Annotated in this window: 13 protein-coding genes; 4 read left to right on the top strand and 9 right to left on the bottom strand. The window is 58.0% G+C overall.

The genetic code is table 11. The annotated features are described in order from the left end of the window. Position 1 precedes the first annotated feature (1 nt). The gene (locus Poly24_RS07160) at positions 2–2,455 is read right to left on the bottom strand and encodes a PVC-type heme-binding CxxCH protein (protein ID WP_197452389.1); all 2,454 of its coding nucleotides are present in this window, start codon (positions 2,453–2,455) and stop codon (positions 2–4) included. A 395-nt stretch (positions 2,456–2,850) separates the two neighbouring features. Between Poly24_RS07160 and Poly24_RS27925 the strand changes: the two genes are divergently transcribed. The 4 genes from Poly24_RS27925 (at position 2,851) to queG (ending at position 6,555) form a co-directional block, all read left to right on the top strand. Then, complete coding sequence (locus Poly24_RS27925) at positions 2,851–3,213, top strand: cold-shock protein (protein WP_449314249.1); 363 nt, start codon at positions 2,851–2,853, stop codon at positions 3,211–3,213. A gap of 265 nt (positions 3,214–3,478) precedes the next feature. Continuing rightward, positions 3,479–4,633: a metabolite traffic protein EboE gene (gene eboE / locus Poly24_RS07150; RefSeq protein WP_231753503.1), complete on the top strand. Its 1,155-nt coding sequence runs from the start codon at positions 3,479–3,481 to the stop codon at positions 4,631–4,633. Further along, a complete protein-coding gene (locus Poly24_RS07145) occupies positions 4,584–5,375 on the top strand; it encodes a pyridoxine 5'-phosphate synthase (protein ID WP_145092531.1) in 792 nt (263 codons plus the stop codon). Before eboE ends, Poly24_RS07145 begins: the two co-directional genes overlap by 50 nt. A 13-nt stretch (positions 5,376–5,388) precedes the next feature. Continuing rightward, on the top strand, positions 5,389–6,555 hold the full coding sequence (queG, locus tag Poly24_RS07140; protein WP_145092528.1) for a tRNA epoxyqueuosine(34) reductase QueG: 1,167 nt from the start codon (positions 5,389–5,391) through the stop codon (positions 6,553–6,555). A gap of 42 nt (positions 6,556–6,597) precedes the next feature. Here queG and cmk read toward each other — a convergent pair whose 3' ends face one another. The 8 genes from cmk to Poly24_RS07105 form a co-directional block, all read right to left on the bottom strand. Continuing rightward, the gene (gene cmk, locus Poly24_RS07135; protein ID WP_145092525.1) at positions 6,598–7,257 is read right to left on the bottom strand and encodes a (d)CMP kinase; all 660 of its coding nucleotides are present in this window, start codon (positions 7,255–7,257) and stop codon (positions 6,598–6,600) included. A gap of 27 nt (positions 7,258–7,284) precedes the next feature. Further along, on the bottom strand, positions 7,285–9,606 hold the full coding sequence (locus tag Poly24_RS07130; protein WP_145092523.1) for a transglutaminase TgpA family protein: 2,322 nt from the start codon (positions 9,604–9,606) through the stop codon (positions 7,285–7,287). Then, positions 9,596–10,780 carry a DUF58 domain-containing protein gene (locus Poly24_RS07125; RefSeq protein ID WP_145092520.1) on the bottom strand — a complete coding sequence of 395 codons (1,185 nt, stop codon included), beginning with the start codon at positions 10,778–10,780 and terminating at the stop codon, positions 9,596–9,598. Before Poly24_RS07125 ends, Poly24_RS07130 begins: the two co-directional genes overlap by 11 nt. Before the next feature lie 210 nt (positions 10,781–10,990). Beyond that, complete coding sequence (locus Poly24_RS07120) at positions 10,991–13,027, bottom strand: YgiQ family radical SAM protein (RefSeq protein ID WP_145092517.1); 2,037 nt, start codon at positions 13,025–13,027, stop codon at positions 10,991–10,993. Between the two features lie 198 nt (positions 13,028–13,225). Then, positions 13,226–13,960 carry a PIG-L family deacetylase gene (locus Poly24_RS07115; protein WP_145092513.1) on the bottom strand — a complete coding sequence of 245 codons (735 nt, stop codon included), beginning with the start codon at positions 13,958–13,960 and terminating at the stop codon, positions 13,226–13,228. Positions 13,961–14,065: 105 nt separating this feature from the next. Next, entirely contained in the window at positions 14,066–14,767 is a 702-nt protein-coding gene (locus Poly24_RS07110; RefSeq protein WP_145092510.1) for a hypothetical protein, read from the bottom strand. Between the two features lie 130 nt (positions 14,768–14,897). Continuing rightward, positions 14,898–15,068 (bottom strand): hypothetical protein, encoded by a 171-nt coding sequence (locus Poly24_RS26895; RefSeq protein ID WP_197452388.1) that lies wholly within the window; start codon positions 15,066–15,068, stop codon positions 14,898–14,900. Positions 15,069–15,114: 46 nt separating this feature from the next. Further along, positions 15,115–16,692, bottom strand: a complete 1,578-nt coding sequence (locus Poly24_RS07105; RefSeq protein ID WP_145092506.1) for an ABC transporter permease — start codon at positions 16,690–16,692, stop codon at positions 15,115–15,117. Positions 16,693–17,150: the final 458 nt, after the last annotated feature.

Genomic DNA, 17,150 nt, shown 5'->3' with positions numbered 1-17,150 from the left:
ATCACGGTGTGGGATGCACCAGAAAAGCGATCAGGTCGCGCAGCTCTTCGATACTCATCGTTCCTTCCAACCCCGTCGGCATGATCGATTGCGCGACCGGCAATTGGCTCTCGATATCAGCCAACGGAACTTCGAAGATCAGACCATCGGCCCCCTGTAAACGAAGGCTGTTGCCAACCCCTGCTTTATCCAGCTTGAGCCCCGTCAGCACCTGGCCGTCGATTGTCACGACCCGCCACGGAACATACAGAGGGCCGACTTCTTTGCTCGGATGCAGGATCGATTCGAGCACGCGACGCCGCGTCATGTGGCCGGACAAACTTGTGAGATCGGGCCCCGTCGAAGCGCCGCGGCCCCGATGCGAATGACAATTAACACAGGTTGTGCGAAAGAAAACCCGCCGCCCCGATTCAGGATCCCCTCCGCTGCCAACCAGATCGTTCCAGCGATCAAGATCCTCGCGGTGGGGCAGCGCTGCCGAGTGATCTTGGCGAGTTTGCTTCAGTACGCGTTCCGCTTCGCGGCGGATCACGTCGGGCTGGCGCGGCAGTGCCATTTGATTCAGCACCATACCATGCGGTCCGGCATTACGGGCCAAGCCGGCGATCGCATCGGCGCGGGTTTGCAGGTCGACCGATTCCGTGCTGGCCAGGATTGCCAACTGGGCGAAGTCGTCATCGCCGCCACGGGCGACCAACATCCGGACGCCCTGGACTCCCAGAGATCGATCGTTTGCCTGGACGATCCATTTTGCTAATTGTTCGGCCGTTGGAAGCTTCGATTCACTGGGGAGCATTTCGATTGCCATCGCACGCAGCCCCAACGCAGTGGTGGGATTGGCAGCGAACTCCAAGAGCAGTTTCTCCCGTGCGGGGTCGCGGACGCCACGAGCGGCCGAGCCATTTTCGAGGTAGGCGATTGAAGCAACGACTGCGGAGAACAACCGAGGCGACAGCGAATCTCGCTCCAACAGTTTGCGAATCGCAGGTAAATGATCCTTGCATCGCTGCTCCGTTGCCCAACGCAGCGCCGTGAACGCGACGTCGGGATCGATGTCGGTCAATCCCCACGCGATCAACGCATCGCGTTGTTGGGGGGAGATGCTACCGGGGGCTGTCAATTCTTGCCAACGCCAACCGGTCAACAACGCTTCACGCTGACGCGGCGACCTCAATGCCCCCTGATCGATCGCCGCAAGCTGATTGGATTCTACCAAGCCAACAAGGGCCGCCTGACGAAGGAACACGTCGTCGCTCTCTAAAGCTTTCAGCCTTTCATCCAGTGTCGTCTCGGCGGCATTTTGAATTCGATTGGTTTCGATTTCGGCAGCCGTCAAAACGGGAAACGATTCGGTTGGCGCGGATGCACTGGCCTTCCGGCTCAGACGCCATACTCTCCCTTTGCCGTGCACGGGATAGCTGCGATCCGCCCAATCGGTCACAAAAACCGATCCGTCGGCGGCGGCAGCCATCGCGACGGGACGGAAGCTGGCATCCCCTTGGACAAACACTTCGGCCTCGCTAGACCAAGACGCTCCCCGCGATTGCGGTCGATAACGTTCGATGCGATTGTCGCCCCAACTGGTCACCCACAGCCGATCGCCGTGAGCAATCAGGTCGCAGGGGGCCTCGCCCGTGCCCGCGGCCATCGGAAGGGTGCCTGGCAATTCACCATTCCAGGCTTGCAGCGGATGGGTGCCGGCCCGCCCAAATCGGAATTGGAATCCGTAGTCCGCGCCGCGGACGACATGGATCAGCCGACAAGGCGGCATCGCGTCGGGATCGTTCCCGACAGTCCACAAACGCCCGGAGGGATCGATCGTGATCCCAAACGGATTCCAGAATCCGGTCGCGACGCGTTGCAGATCATGTCCATCGAAGGTGCAGCGAAAGATGTTGCCCCCTTCGCCATCGCCAACTTGCTTCGAACCGTCGACGGCGATCAATTCGTAAGGTTCGCCAAGGTTCTCGCCTTGGCCGACGTACAGCCAACCCGCCGCGTCCATCGTCAACCCCGAGAGTCCGTTGTGCGGGTAGGTGGCGGTTGTTTTCAGAGACAACAAAACCTCGCGTTGATCGGCCACGTGATCGCCATCGCTGTCCCGAATCCGCACCAATTCGCTGCGCGTGGCGACAGCGAACCAACCATCTTCCAGCGGCGCGATCGCCATCGTCGCTTGCCCCTGTTCGTAAAACAGACGCTTGCGATCGGGGATCCCATCACCGTCGCTGTCTTCGATTCGGTAGATCCGATCGGTTTTGGGACCGGCGTATCCTTCGGGTGGAAAATGGGTGTGACATTCGACCACCATCAGATTGCCATCATGGTCGATACAACAACCTGTTGGAGTGACGATTTCGGGCTCCGACAAAACCAACTCGATCTGCCAGTCGGGATCGAGCACCTGCGGCGGTTTGATGGCGAACACCGGCTGGGCGACGCAAAGGAGCAGCAACGCGAAAAACAATCGAAGACCCAATCGAAGGTTGCGGGGGAGCATGGTTGGTCGCCTGTGGGATGGATGGAAAGGGCACCGCGGCGTCAGCGGATTCGCTAGTCTACGTGCTCGAGCGTTGGCTGTCTCGTATTTTTGAATCGGTTCGGGGCCTCATCAGGGCGGCCCCAGATTGCGCGGTGAGATCGGCTTGGTGCGGTGAAGAATGAACCGAATCGATGAATTAGGGACATTGCGATTGACTTTATCACGCAGGTGCTGTTAAGCTGACCGATGAAATTGGTAGCGAACGCAAACTAGATGTTCGCCGATTTGCTTGAAACGACGCTGGCTTTGTCCCTTTACTTTCTTGCTGCGGCCCACACGTTTTGACTTGGCCCTTCGATTGAGTGATCGTGGATAATCCACCCATTCTTCGTCAGCTGAATCATTCTCTTTTAGTTCAGCAAGCTCCCTTTTTTGTTCGTCTTTCGGGACGAATTGTAACTTGGCCTGCACGTGTTGCACGGCGTGCCGGTTGCGTCTATCTACGTTTTCGTGCTACCTGGGAGAATTGCGAAGTGTCGCAAGGAACGATTAAGAAAATTACGGACAAGGGTTTTGGCTTCATCGATGGCGAGCGTGGAGATATCTTCTTCCACCACTCGGCAGTAGTCGAAGGCAGTTTTGAAAGCCTGCGTGAAGGTCAAAATGTTGAATACACTGAAGGTAGCGGCCCCAAGGGACCGCGTGCTGAGAACGTTCGCGCTAGCGAATAATCTCACCCCGCATTAGATGTACAACAGTCGTTCGATCAAACTTGTTTTGGTCGAACGATTTTTTTATGCGCTGTCCGTAGCCCGACCAACAGCGCCTCATCGGCTTCGTTGCGAACGCGACATCCGCTTGCCACGATCCATTCGAAACGACATCCTAATCGGTAGGTAGAATACCGCCGCGCAACGTCTTCTGGGTTTGAATGCCTCGACCCGGAGGAGACCGACGCATGGCGATTGATGATTCGAATGGAAATGGAGTCGCGGCGTGACTAACCAGTGGATGACAGGGTATTGCACCAACGTGCATGCCGGTACCGATATCGCTCAGATCCGCACCAATCTCGACCAAATCGCAGTCGCGGTCCGCGATCGACTGGCATCGCCATCGATGGGTGTTGGACTGTGGATCCCGGCCGAAGCGGCGGCCGAACTGGCGGCCCCCAACGCTTCGGCAGCGTTCGCGGCATGGCTGGCCGATCGCCACCTGGTCCCGTTCACAATCAACGGCTTCCCCTACGGCAATTTCCATCAAGCGGTCGTCAAACACCGTGTCTACCTTCCCACCTGGTGGGAAGACGCACGCCGTGACTACACGCTTCAATTGGTGGAGATCTTGCATCAGATCCTCCCCGCAGGCGTGAACGGTTCGATCAGCACGTTGCCGTTGGGCTGGGGAGAACCGCACCCTAGCACTCAACAAATGCAGCAAGCGGCAGCGAATTTGAAGCAGGTTGCCGCAAGACTCGAAGCGATCGAGCAAGCGTCGGGACGCCGGATCGTGATCGCTATCGAACCCGAACCGGGCTGCGTGATCGATACGACCGACGACATGATTCAGTTTTTCGATCAGTATTTGCCTAGCACGAACCTGCGACGGTACCTGACCGTCTGCCATGACATTTGTCACGCGGCAGTGATGTGCGAGGAGCAATCGGTCGTCTTGCAACGGTACGCCGACGCGGGGATTGGAATCGGCAAGGTGCAGGTTTCCAGTGCGATCGAAGTTCCCTGGCATGCGATGGATGACGACGCGAGGCACGCCGCAATCGAACAATTGACAGGCTTTGCTGAAGACCGCTACCTGCATCAAACGATGGTTGTTTCGAAAACGGGAGACAAGCGTTTGGTGGAGGATCTCCCCGAACTGCTCGGCTCGGGCGAGCCAGCGGATGATCACAGCTGGCGGATTCATTTCCATGTGCCAATCTATTTGGATCGGTTCGGGCAATTGCACGCCACGCGACAGGCGGTGGTCGATTGCATCGTGGCGCTTTCAACAACTCAGGGGCTCGATTTTTCTGGACACTTGGAAGCGGAAACCTACGCATGGGGCGTTCTCCCCAGCGCGCTGAAGGTAGATAATTTGGCCGATGGCATTGCGGAAGAAATGCGTTGGTTGCAAGCACAGATTGGGAGATGAGACGGTCGTGGTAGAATTAGGCGTAAACATCGATCACGTGGCGACCGTGCGACAAGCACGGAGAACCTATGAGCCCGATCCCGTGGCGGCTGCCTACCTGGCGGAACTTGGCGGGGCCGATGGGATCACGTTTCATCTGCGCGAAGACCGCCGGCACATCCAGGATCGCGACGTGCGAATCCTGAAAGAGACGATCTCGGTTCATGTGAACATGGAGTTCGGTTGCGTTCCGGAGATCGTCGATATCGCCTGTGATGTGAAACCCGATTGGGCACTGTTAGTCCCCGAGAGCCGTGAAGAAGTGACGACCGAAGGGGGCCTGAACGTCGCAGGAGATTCGGCGAGGGCCGTTGCCGCAATCAAGCAACTGCACGACGCAGGCATCCCCGTCAGTCTGTTCCTGGATCCCGACCTGCGGCAGATCGAAAGCGCTGCGGCATTAGGCGTCGGCGCGGTGGAACTGCATACCGGTCCCTATGCCTTGGCAAAGGGAGAGGCGGCGGAGCGCGAACTGGAACGTCTGAAGCTCTGCGGGAAAGCGGTGGTCGATGCCGGGATGCGGCTGCACGCCGGGCATGGCCTAACCTACAAGAACGTTCACCCCGTAGCCGCGATCGCCAATGTCCATGAACTGAACATTGGGCATTCGATCATCGCTCGGGCGGTGATGGTCGGAATCCAAAAAGCGGTTGCCGACATGAAACACGAGATCGAAGTCGCCACGCGGGCGACGTCGCGTTGAAACGCATCCTCTGATGTCCGAAGCCAAGGCTGACTTCACCGATCGGCTCAAGTCGGAAGCGACGCGGCTGGGCTTTCATCTGTCGGGCGCTTGCCCGGCGGTGGAACCTGGCGGCTACCATCAACTGCTGGATTGGATCGATTCGGGCAAAGCGGGCGAGATGGACTATCTGGACGCGCGGCGCGACGCGTATCGAGATCCGAAGCATGTGATGCCGGGCGTGCAGAGCTTATTGGTGCTGGGGCTCCCCTACCGGACCGCCGCGCCGGCAGAGACGCAGCCAACGGAGGGCCGTTTCGCGCGGTACGCGTGGGGATCGATCGATTACCACGATCTGGTGCATCAGAAGCTCAAGACACTCAAACGTTGGGTGCTTGCCCAGCGTCCCGACGCCGCGGTGCGGGGTGTCGTCGATACGGCCCCCTTGCTGGAGCGTGAGTTTGCGCAACTCGCCGGCATCGGCTGGACCGGCAAGAACACGCTGCTGATCAATAAGTGGCAGGGGAGCTATTTTTTCCTGGCGGCGTTGCTGGTCGACTTTCCATTGGCTTACGACCGTCCGCACGAAAGCGATCATTGCGGCAAGTGCCGGGCTTGCATAGATGCGTGCCCAACGGCCGCCTTCCCCGAACCGGGCGTTCTCGATGCGACGCGATGCATCAGTTATTTGACGATCGAACATCGATCGCCGATCCCGAGGGAACTTCGCCAGCCGATTGGGAATTGGGTCTTTGGATGCGATGTCTGCCAAGACGTTTGCCCCTGGAACCGTCGGGGCAGCGATGCCGAAGAAGTGGGCTTTCAGCCGCTGGCGACGCAGAACCCCGCCGAATTGATCTCGTTGTTTTCCTTGACCGAGGATGCCTTCCGAGCCCGCTATCGCAAGACGCCGCTGTGGCGAACGCGTCGACGCGGCCTGCTTCGAAACGCTGCGATCGTGCTGGGCAATGCGAGAACTCCCGCGGCGATCAATGCCTTGGCGCAAGGACTTGTGGATCCAGAGCATTTGGTCCGAGGAGCCTCGGCGTGGGCACTGGGACAGATCGCGACCGTGGCCGCGAAGGCGGTACTGCGTGAGCGTCGCATTGACGAATCCGACCGAGAGGTCCTGGCGGAGATCGAAGCGGCCCTGGCCAACGAGCCCACCCGCGAGATGCCGACCGGCGACGCCGACGCCTGATTTCGCCCCACCAAGGATGCGTCGATGCAACAAGGCGTTGGACTACCCGTCACTGGGAAGCTTGGTCCGCACCAACGATTCTAAGTGTGCTACGACTTGCGATTCGTCCATTCCATCGGTGCTGACGGTGATCGCGTCTTCCGCGGCAAACAGCCGGCCGACGTCACGATTCTGATCCTGATCGTCGCGAAGGTTTTGCTCTTCCAACAATTGCTCGATGGCGATCGCTTGTCCGTTGGCCAGCAACTGGCGTTGGCGTCGCCGCGCCCGTTCCTCTGGAGATGCCGTCAAGAAGATCTTGCAGATGGCGTCGGGAAACACTTCGGTCCCCTGGTCGCGTCCTTCGGTCACGTAATCGTTGCGAACAACCAGCGTGCGCTGCTTACGGTTCAGGATTTGACGGACCGAGGCGATGTCGGCAACGTGGCGAATGTTGCGTGTGACCTCGGGCGTGCGAATGGAAATACTGACGTCGCAGCCGTTGGCCCAGACCCGATCGTGTTCCAGCCGAATCTCCAAAGCGGCGGCGAGACTTTCAACTGCAGTGACGTCTTGCAGATCGAGCCCCTGCTGCATCGCGACGTGGGTAACGGTGCGATACATCGCGCCGGTATCGAGGAAGTGGAAGCCGAGCCGTTGCGCTAATTTTCGGGCAACGCTGCTCTTACCCGCTCCCGCAGGGCCGTCAATCGTAATTACCATGATCCGTCGGTTGGTATGGGGGATGCGTTATCGAGGCGTTTGCTGAAGCATCGATTCAATTCGATGCAACGCCTGATCGAGTTCTTGCTGCTGGTCGGCATCGAGGCATTGCGAAGACCCGAAACGCTGTTCGTACAGCCGGGTCACGACGCAATGGAGATCCGCAGCCTGATGATCATCGCAACTTAGCTGGGTTTGGGCAACGCGGGCAAATTCACGCGGTGTCTGGAATCGCTTGCGATACAGGCCAATCCGCGACAGCAGTAAACACATTCGGTCAAAGAAGGCGACTCCGGATGCGGCTGCAGTATCGCCGGTCGCCCTGCGATACGCGAACAACTGCGACGCGCGGTAGGTATTCCGCCACACCAAGACCGCTCCGAGGCAGACGAACACACTGACCACGGTCACCCGCCATGAGAAAAACTCATGGATCGCGATCGAACCCTCCCCTAGTTCCCCTGCTTTGAGCCGCTGGATCCATTGGTCGATCTTCTCCAGATACACCGTGTACGCGGAGATCTCTCCAACGCCTTGGCCCAGGTCTTGCAGAGTCCCCTGCTGCCGACGATTGCTCATATCCAGCACGTAATCGTCCCATAGGATTTGCGCGAAATCCATCATGTGCGACACCCCGCCGGTTGCCAGTTCGTCGGCGACCGCGGGTGTTGCGTCCAGACGCATCCAAACGCCTCCTCCCGGAGCCTGCCCGTAGAGATCGACCTCGGCGGGCAATTGATGCCTTTCGAAATAAGCCTCCACCCAAGCGTGTGCGTGCAATTGGCGAACGATGTAGTACTCGCCATAGTTGTTGTATTCATCGGTTTTGTAGCCAACGATCAAGCGCGCCGGAATGCCTTGGCTGCGAAGCATCAACGCCAGTGCACCCGCGTAGAATTGGCAATGCCCACTCTTTTGAGTCGACACAAAATAATCCATGGGATCGACGTTGGCGGGCCGCTGGTCGCGAAGGTCTAGCGAATACTTGAAGTCAGGATTTTGACCCAAAAACGTTTCGAGTCCCAACGCAATATCGATCGTCTTGCTTGAATTGGTTCGCACGTCCGAAGCGACTCGGTCGGCAGTCTCCACCAAATTGGGGAGACGCTCGCGATCGATTTCCAGCAGCATCTGCCGCTCCCACGCACCGATCGTGTTGGGGTAATGGCGTTCGCTGGTCAGATCGACATACCGCAGCCAGGGCGATTGCAGCCCACGGTGAAACGCATGGGTCAGGAACGAATATTCCAACCGACTGTGTCGCTCTTCACTGCCACTACGTTTGATCAACCAATGACGCGGCCAATGGCGAATCGAATCGTGCGATTCCGATTCGTAATAGGGTGGGATCGCGAAGATCGTTGTCACGCTGGAGGGTTCGATCCGAAGTGTTGCTTCGACCCGGTCATATTTCGACCGGCGGGCGGCGTCCTCTTCAATGTACTCGCGAGGTAGATGTTGATTGCCAACGTAGTCGCGGCGCCGCACCGTTCCCCACGCCCCCACATTGTCGATCGAATTCCAGGTGTACCCATCGAGCACTTGCCCGCGCAGGTAAATGGGTTGCCGCATCGTGTAGGGATGCTCGGTTTCCTTATTTCGCAACTCAAGCCGCATCACTTTTTGCGGGTTCTGCAGCAGCTTTCCCATCTGCTCAAACCGGACGGTGTCGCTGTAGCCTGTCGTCCCCGGGCCAAACGACGAAGTCTGCAGGCCGCTACCGCTGGAACGTGGTAGCGCGTAAAAGAACGACGCCGCAAACGCCAACACCGCGGGCCCTAAAACGAATAGGCCGATCGGTGACACGGAGACCTCCTGCGCGTCGACCGCGCCCGGTTCGGGATCGGGATCGATCCGCCCGCCGCGACTGGGAGTGCTGGTCAAGGACTGTGAAATGTAAGCTTGCAGCTGGACCATCGCGCTGAGCCCAACGATCGAAAAGGGAATCAAAAGCATCCCAAAATAGAGCGCGTCGTTCAGGACGGCGGCCACGATCAGTTCCAGCAGCGCGAAGACGCTCAGCTGTTCAAAAACGCGGCGGCTCTTTTTCTGCAAGTGCAGCACCGCTTGAACCAGCACCAACAGCCGCGCGACCGCAGAAATTTGCCGCTCGTCCACGCCGCTCCAGAATCCTCCAACGCAATAGACACTGGCGATGCCCATCAAGAGATAGGCAATCGAAGGAGGCAGGTAGACGAGCGCCAACCAATCGACAAACACCAACGAGAAGAGCCCAGCCGCCAACGCGATGGTCGCCAAGCTTTCGGTTCCCGAGACCCCGCCCAGCAGACAACCTCCCAAAATGGTCAGGGCGACGAAATGGATCTTCAGCAGCGTTTCAGTCTTCATAGGGCGTCTCCATAAAGATCTGCTCCGACGACGTATCGGCTAAATTAAACCAACGCAGATCCAATCGCCCGGCTACGGACTCGGCAGCGTCTTCGGCAGCGAGTGATGGATGGTTCAGCGGACGCGTGCTCGCGATAATCAGCGGCCAATTGGTATCCGAAACGCCCACCAATTCACGCAGCTTGTCGTGCAGCATTGGTTGCGGGCGGCGAGCCGCCATCGCCAAACTGTTCATCACGCGTCGGCGAAATTCCAGTCCTCGGCTGTTTCGATTGGAGATCACCAAGCCATCGGAGATCGCGAACGCAACCTGCGTTTCTGGATTGCGGAGGACTTCGTTCATCAGCGTCGCAGCGAATCCGATCAACCGTTCCAAACTCTCCTCCGAAGGCGTGTCCTGATACAAATCGACCAACAGGCCGATCTGTTGTCGCTGTTGTTGTTCGAATTGGCGGACTGCCAATTCGCCGATGCGGGCCGTGGTCCGCCAGTGGATCCACCGTCGGCTGTCGCCATTTTGCCAGCCTCGCAAGCCATAGAAATCTCCTTCATTGATGCCCGCGCGGCGTCGGGAAACGACAAGCCCCGGCTGATCTGAAAGCATCCAAGCGCGCCACCCTTTCCGCAATCGACCCAATCGTGGGTAGACGATAAATTCTTCGCGGCGGTCGATCAAACGCGAACCCCGCGTCAAGCCAAACGGAAACTCGGTGCTGATCTTCAGCGGCCCCAATTGATAACGGCCGCGTTGACCGATCCGGCACTGAAAGGTTGCCAGTTGTTCGTCTTGGCCGCCGATGTACGCCAAGCCCGCATGGCCGTTGGCGGTTTCGCGCCGATTCGATTCACAGACGATTCGATCATCAAGCTGCAGGTACCAAGCGGGTAACCATTGCCGAAGATTGTGGATCCGATAGCGGACGGGAAACAGATCGCCCGCAAAAATTTCGATCGGCAATTGCCGCGCCACCGTCAATCCGTAAAGCGTTCCGCGTGAAAAACGCCATTGAATGATCAGCGTCCCAATCAACAGCCCTGCCAAAATCGCAAGCAGATTCAGATCCCGAACGACCGCCCCGACGATCGTAAACAACGCCACGAAGCCAAAGTGATAACCGCTGCGCGTGAAGCGCACTTTGACGCGGTGCAGCCTTTCTCCCGACGTTGCAGTCAAACCGAATCCCCCAAGCCTTCGCCCGAAGCTGTTCCGTGACCAGCCCCTTTTCGCCCAAACGCCTGGACCGACACAAACCCGCTGAACCCGACAATTATCTTCGCTCGACACGGCCGCGGCAACACCTCGGGACGAATCTTCACGGCAAATCCAGGCTCGCCCAGCGGATGCAACTCACACACGTCCCCGATGCCCTCGGTAGCCAAGCGACTACTGAGAACGCTTCGTTTCTTTGCGTTCGGGACGATAGCCCTTGCTGGTCGTATTGCGGCTCTGCTTCTTATTACGCTTCTTCGATTTGTTAGGACTGGGGATCGTATGCACATATTCCCCCTTCACCGCGGCATTGGCCCCTTTGCGACGTTGCACGATCGCTTCGTGGGGCGGCTTGCTGGGGATCAGGCAATCGCAGCCTTCGCCGATCAGATCCTGCCGTCCAGATTCCTGCAACGCACGCCGGACCTCAAAATAGTTCGCGGGCTTGAAGAACTGCATCAGCGCCCGTTGCATCTTGCGATCGCGGAGCTTCCGCGCGGTGAAGACCGGCTTTTTGGTGAATGGATCCAACCCGGTGTAATACATCGTTGTGGCGACATCCAGCGGGGCCGGAATGAAATCCTGTACCTGGTCGGGACGGTATCCATTGCGTTTCAAGAACAACGCTAAATCGATCATCGCGTTGATGTCGCTGCCCGGATGACTGGCGATGTAATACGGAACAAGGTATTGCTTCTTGCCCGCCTTCTTGCTGGACTTGTTGAACTGTTCGGTGAACGCTTCAAAATCGTCCCCCGACGGCTTTCGCATGTAGTTCAACACGTTTGGATCGGAATGCTCGGGAGCGACTTTCAACAACCCACCAACGTGATGCTCGGCTAGTTCCTTAATGTAGGTTGGGCTGAGCCGCGCCAGGTCCATGCGAATCCCGCTTGCGACCAGCACCTTCTTCACGCCGGGTACTTTCCGCGAGTCGCGCATCAATTGGATCAATGGCCCGTGGTCGGTCCCTAGCAATTTACAGACCTTGGGGTGCACGCACGATTGGCGGCGACAGACCGATTCGACTTCCGGACGCGAACATTGCATTTGATACATGTTGGCGGTCGGACCACCGATATCGCTGACGATTCCCTTGAACTTCGGATCGGCCCCTAGTTCATTCAGTTCGCCCAGGATCGATTGTTGGCTACGGGACTGAATCACGCGCCCCTGATGGGCGGTGATTGAACAGAACGTGCATCCACCGAAACAACCACGCATGATCGTGATCGAGTTCTTGATCATTTCAAACGCGGGGATCGGCTGGCGATACGACGGGTGCGGTTTCCGCGTATAGGGCAGACCGTAGATCCGATCCATCGAATCTTGCGTGATCGCCAGCGGTGGTGGGTTCACGACCACGGCTTGATTACCGTGATACTGAATCAATCGCCGCGCATTTAGCGGATTGGTTTCGTTGTGAATAATTCGCGTCGCTTCGGCAAACAAGGTCTTGTCCGACGACACGTCCTCAAAACTCGGCAGGGTGAGCGCGTCTTCGGGAGGCGTTTCGGAAGCTCCCGTCACATAGGCGATCCCACGCATGTCGCGCAGATCCTTCACCGAATCCCCCTTATCCAACCGGCGGGCAATCTCCACGATCGCATCTTCGCCCATACCAAACGCGACGAGATCCGCCTTGGAATCCAACAGGATCGATTTACGGACGTTGTCGCCCCAGTAGTCGTAATGGGCCAAGCGGCGCAGCGAAGCTTCGACGCCGCCAGCGATCACCGGCACGCCTTTGTAAGCCTCCCGAGCGCGATGACAATAAGACAGCGTGGCCCGATCCGGACGCGTGCCGATCCGTCCGCCGGGGCTGTACGCATCGTCGTTGCGAACTTTCCGACCGGCGGTGTAGTGATTGATCATGCTGTCCATGTTCCCCGCGCTGATCGCGTAGAACAGGCGGGGACGACCGAAGCGTCGCCAGTCTTCACAATTCTGCCAATCGGGTTGGCTAACGATGCCGACGCGGAATCCTGCCGCTTCCAGCACGCGCCCTAGAATCGCCATCGCAAAGCTGGGATGGTCGACGTAGGCATCGCCGGTCACAAACACGATATCGATCTCGTCCCACCCACGATCGCGGGCTTCTTGGGCCGTCATCGGCAACGGTCGCTCGGCAACGGTCGAACCACATGACGGGAGACCGGAAAGCAGGTCGGAACGGATCGGAGAACCGTTGATAATTGGCAAAGATTTCATGTTCTCATTATGCGAGGCAGAATGGCCCCCGATAGCCCAAAGATTGAAAATCGTCGAGAGTCGCAGGTTTAAGCAACGCCAACTCCAAGAGATGCCTCCGTCCTCACGCCGGCAATCGACGTATCGCTTAAAATCAGAACGCTCCGGCGGCATCGCCACCGTTTCGGATGTCGTTCCGCGTCCAGAACCGCAATTCGGCTACAAGACAGCTGTCTTTAATAGGTCGTCGACGGCGATCGACTTGGGGGACGCAAAGACCTCCCCAGCTGCCACCCCGGCGGCAAAGCCGGTGATTTGCGCCGCCGCGGCGACGCGCTGCATGATTTGCGGCTTGTGGCCAAATTGCGTTTCGTAGCAAGCAACCGCATCGATCTTCCGCTGCAAGGTACTACTGATATCCACCGTCAAATGCGACAAGCAACCGCTGAGGTGGTCGGGCTCCACTGCCAACCGAAAATAGAGTTGGCGGGCGATCGTGTGGACGGGAAGTCCACCAAAATGGCTATCCCATTTAGTCAAGCGGCTGTAAAAGATGGCCGCATCGGTGATCTGCATCGCTTGCCAATGGTCGGGGGATGCCATGGGGGTCTTATCGCCAAAACCAATCACCAGTTTAGGACGATGCTTTCGGAACTCAGTCGCCAACGCCACGCGAGTTTCAAAACAATCGAACAGCCGACGATTGGGCAGGTCCAGAATGGTTCGCACCTGAACGCCCAGTGCTGCCGCAGCTGCCTGAGCTTCTTTCAATCGCACCTCGGGCCCTGCGGAATTGGGCGTCGGCTCCCCATCGGTCAGATCGATGATCCCCACGCGGTAACCTTGATCGACCAACCGCGCCAACGTCCCGCCACAAGCGATTTCCACATCATCGGGGTGTGCCCCGACAGCGATCACGTCCAGTTCGGGGTACTGCGAAAGATCAGCATTCATCTGCGATTAAGGAGGTTCGAGAGAAGGAAGGATTTTGCGCAATCGATCGACGATGCCGCACGAGCGAATGACGGACCGAGGCTTGCAACGCGAATCAGACGGAGTTCAGCGCGGTCGCCGCGGCAAAGCCGATTGGTTGAGAAACGCGCGAAGATTGTACAGACACGATGGCGCATCGCTCTCGTTGACTTCGGGCGGTGCCATCGAAAAGTAATCGTTGTCGATTCCCAAGACCTGCTTGTAAGCTTCCGCCATCTCGGGTTCTTCGTCGACGATCATGCTGGCCATTTCGAAGTCGCGATCCCACAGAATTCGATCGGCCAACAGTTCAACGACGAGATCCCACTGATCGATCTCATCGCACCAAGGATCGGGGATATCATCGAGGTCTTCGTCGATACTTGAGGATTCTGAATCGCTGCCCGGTGCGTTGTCGCCGTAGGCGGCCAAGACCATCGATCGGATGTCGCAACACGAATCGCCAAAACAATGGCCTGCATCGATTTCCAATTCGATATGCGACTTGACGGTTTCAAAGATCGCCATCACGGTCGCTTCTAACTCAGCGGTCAATTCGGGCATCGCCTGATTGGGGCTCAGCAGTCCGTGGCAGACTTCGTTAAGCAGCGCGATCCGTTGGCAGACCAATTGATCGTCGTACAACTCGACGCCCGATTCGCAAACCACCGCGTCGTTATCGTTGCGAACTTCCCATTCCAACGCATCGATCATCGTCACGCAAGTTTGCACGATCAATGTTGCTTCGGCACCGGACAGCGTCCGGTCGCCAGTGGATGTATGCCACATTGAAACTCGCCTCAAAAACGTTGATGCCCAAAATCCAAATCGAGTCACGAACATCCAGTGTAACAGCGCTAACCCGATTAATCAGTAAGGGGCGGCCGATTGGAATTGCGTTTTGTCAGCGCGTCTGCCGCTAGCTTTTGCGCAGTTCCGTCGCTTCGGCTTCGAGCTTCGCGATTTCGCTTTCCAAGTTGGTGATCTCGTCGGGTTCATCGGCTTGTTGGCGAACGCCTGCCAAGCTTTGCCGCAATTGCGACAACTTCTTATTGATCACATCCAGCCGCTTCTTCGCTTTTTTATCCATGCTTACTCTCTCGGGTATTGGGGGGACGTATTCGCGCCGGACGTGTTCAGAATTCAAGAAACGCCACGACGAAATGGACTAATAATACGAACAATGTAGTCCACAAGACAGTCGCGGTGATCGATTCGCTGACATCCCCTGCGCTTCGCTTGGGACGTATCCCACGGTAATACGCGATCGCCGCAATTCCGATCCCACAAGCGACATTCTTCAGCAGCACCCAAGATACCCCTGCGGCGAACCATGCATCTTCGTTCTGCAGTTGCGCGTAAAAATGGACCTGCCAAAACGAAGCGTTGATCTGAGGATGGTTGATCGCGAAGGTCAGCATGCTAATCCACTGAGCGGTTTGGAATCCAACCCATTCCAACAGCGGCGTACCGATCACGAAGGCAGCCAGGATCGGCACCAAAAGGTACGCCGTGGGGCGAACGCCCAGCGTCTGCAATGCGTCGACCTGGGAACCATAACGTTTCACTCCCACATCCGCCGCGACCGCCGCGCCGCATCGGGCAGCGATCAAAATCGTAGCCATCACGGGAACCAGAATGCGATACAACGCAAACCCGATTGCCGCCAAAAGGTCTTCGATCAGCAGCGGTTTGGTGTAAACCGAAAAAGGCAAATAACGAAAGGTAAAATGGGTGCCAGCGAAACCCACGATCAACCCCGCCATGATCAGATAGATCCAGGCCGACGGACCGGCGACTAGATTCAAGTAGTGCGTCAAGAAACGTAGGCCCCAACGGATCCGCGGCATGCGCGGGATCGCGTCCCATGGCAGACGTATCGCCGTGATGATCGCCGCGCCGGTGGCATCCATAAAATCAACCGCCGCGAGACGCCCGCGTGCTGACAGGGTTTGCGCCAACGTTGGCTCGGTCGTGATGGCCCGTGGTTCGGTCGCGACCGGTTGCATCCGATCGGGAATCGATTTCCAGTCGCCAGGCTCTTCGGCCACCAGTTGCCGACGCTCCGAATCCAGCAGAAGCACATGATCGGCGATCGGCAGCAACGTTTCGTAATCGTGCGTCACGACAATGCTGGTCCGCCCATGCGTTTGTTGCGTGCGTTGGATCAGGGCGGCGACTTGCCGACCACTCGCCGCGTCGAGCCCCGAGGTCGGTTCGTCATACAGGACCACGTCCGGATCGGCTGCCAATGTACGCGCGATCGCCAGCCGTTGCTTCTGCCCGCCACTGAGTGCGGCAACCGGCGTCCGCGTGGGAACTCGCAATTCGTCGAGCCATTGCCGCGCCGATTGCTCGGGCGGCTGCGAGCGATCGCGACGGTGATCGATCGCAAATTGAACGTTCCACAGCGGCGAGAGCTCATCAAACAATGCGAACTGTTGGAAGACGATCCCGACCCGCCGCAGCGGCCGACCTTCGCTGCCGGTGATCGAACCGGACCACTCGATGGCGTCGTCGTGTCGCGGAGTCAGCCCGGCCAGGATCCGCAGCACGACCGACTTCCCCGCGCCGCTTCCACCGACGATGACCGTAATCTTTCCCGCCGGAAGCGTGATGGATGTCGGTTCAAGCAGCGTTCGCGATCCGACTCGCACGTGCAGCTCGTGCAGCTCCAACGCTTCGGAAATCCCACCTTGCTCGCTCGCTTCCATGACTCCTTGCCCTGCCCTCGATGATGACTCGAAATGTTGGGGTTGCTCCGATGCGATTGCTAGCTCCGTCGGATATCGGTTCTTTTGCAAGGGTTCAATGTCGCCTCGCCCCGTTGATTGGGAAGCGACGACATGTCGGCGAGGGTGCCTCCTCATCGATCGCAGGTGGGGCCGAGGTTGAAGCATCCCCGAACCATGCATGCGTGCCTGGATTGGCAGAAAAAGGAGCTCCCATCGGTGGAAAACCACGGGTTTGCGTCGCGGTTGGATTGTAGGCCAACGTTACCGATCGCAACAGTTGCGAGGTGGAGATCAAGGAAAACCAAGCATTCGTTGAGCAAGAACCGCTGGTGCAAGGGGGCAGGTAGCAAATGCAGGTTGTTGCGGTCACAACTGGGGGCCAAAAGGAACTGAAACAAACGGGAAACATTAAGAAAGCCGCTTGTTAAAAAAGTCCG

The sequence above is a fragment of the Rosistilla carotiformis genome (genome assembly GCF_007753095.1).
GTDB classification, from domain to species: Bacteria; Planctomycetota; Planctomycetia; order Pirellulales; family Pirellulaceae; genus Rosistilla; species Rosistilla carotiformis.
Note: the sequence above shows the minus strand (reverse complement) of the source record. Positions and strands in the feature narration are given on the sequence as shown.

Excerpts from the sequence above, each read along its gene's own strand:
- Poly24_RS07145 (WP_145092531.1), top strand. The coding sequence starts at position 4,584 with ATGGCATTGCGGAAGAAATGCGTTGGTTGCAAGCACAGATTGGGAGAT.
- queG (WP_145092528.1), top strand. The coding sequence starts at position 5,389 with ATGTCCGAAGCCAAGGCTGACTTCACCGATCGGCTCAAGTCGGAAGCG.
- cmk (WP_145092525.1), bottom strand. The coding sequence starts at position 7,257 with ATGGTAATTACGATTGACGGCCCTGCGGGAGCGGGTAAGAGCAGCGTT.
- Poly24_RS07130 (WP_145092523.1), bottom strand. The coding sequence starts at position 9,606 with ATGAAGACTGAAACGCTGCTGAAGATCCATTTCGTCGCCCTGACCATT.
- Poly24_RS07120 (WP_145092517.1), bottom strand. The coding sequence starts at position 13,027 with ATGAAATCTTTGCCAATTATCAACGGTTCTCCGATCCGTTCCGACCTG.
- Poly24_RS07115 (WP_145092513.1), bottom strand. The coding sequence starts at position 13,960 with ATGAATGCTGATCTTTCGCAGTACCCCGAACTGGACGTGATCGCTGTC.
- Poly24_RS07110 (WP_145092510.1), bottom strand. The coding sequence starts at position 14,767 with ATGTGGCATACATCCACTGGCGACCGGACGCTGTCCGGTGCCGAAGCA.
- Poly24_RS26895 (WP_197452388.1), bottom strand. The coding sequence starts at position 15,068 with ATGGATAAAAAAGCGAAGAAGCGGCTGGATGTGATCAATAAGAAGTTG.
- Poly24_RS07105 (WP_145092506.1), bottom strand. The coding sequence starts at position 16,692 with ATGGAAGCGAGCGAGCAAGGTGGGATTTCCGAAGCGTTGGAGCTGCAC.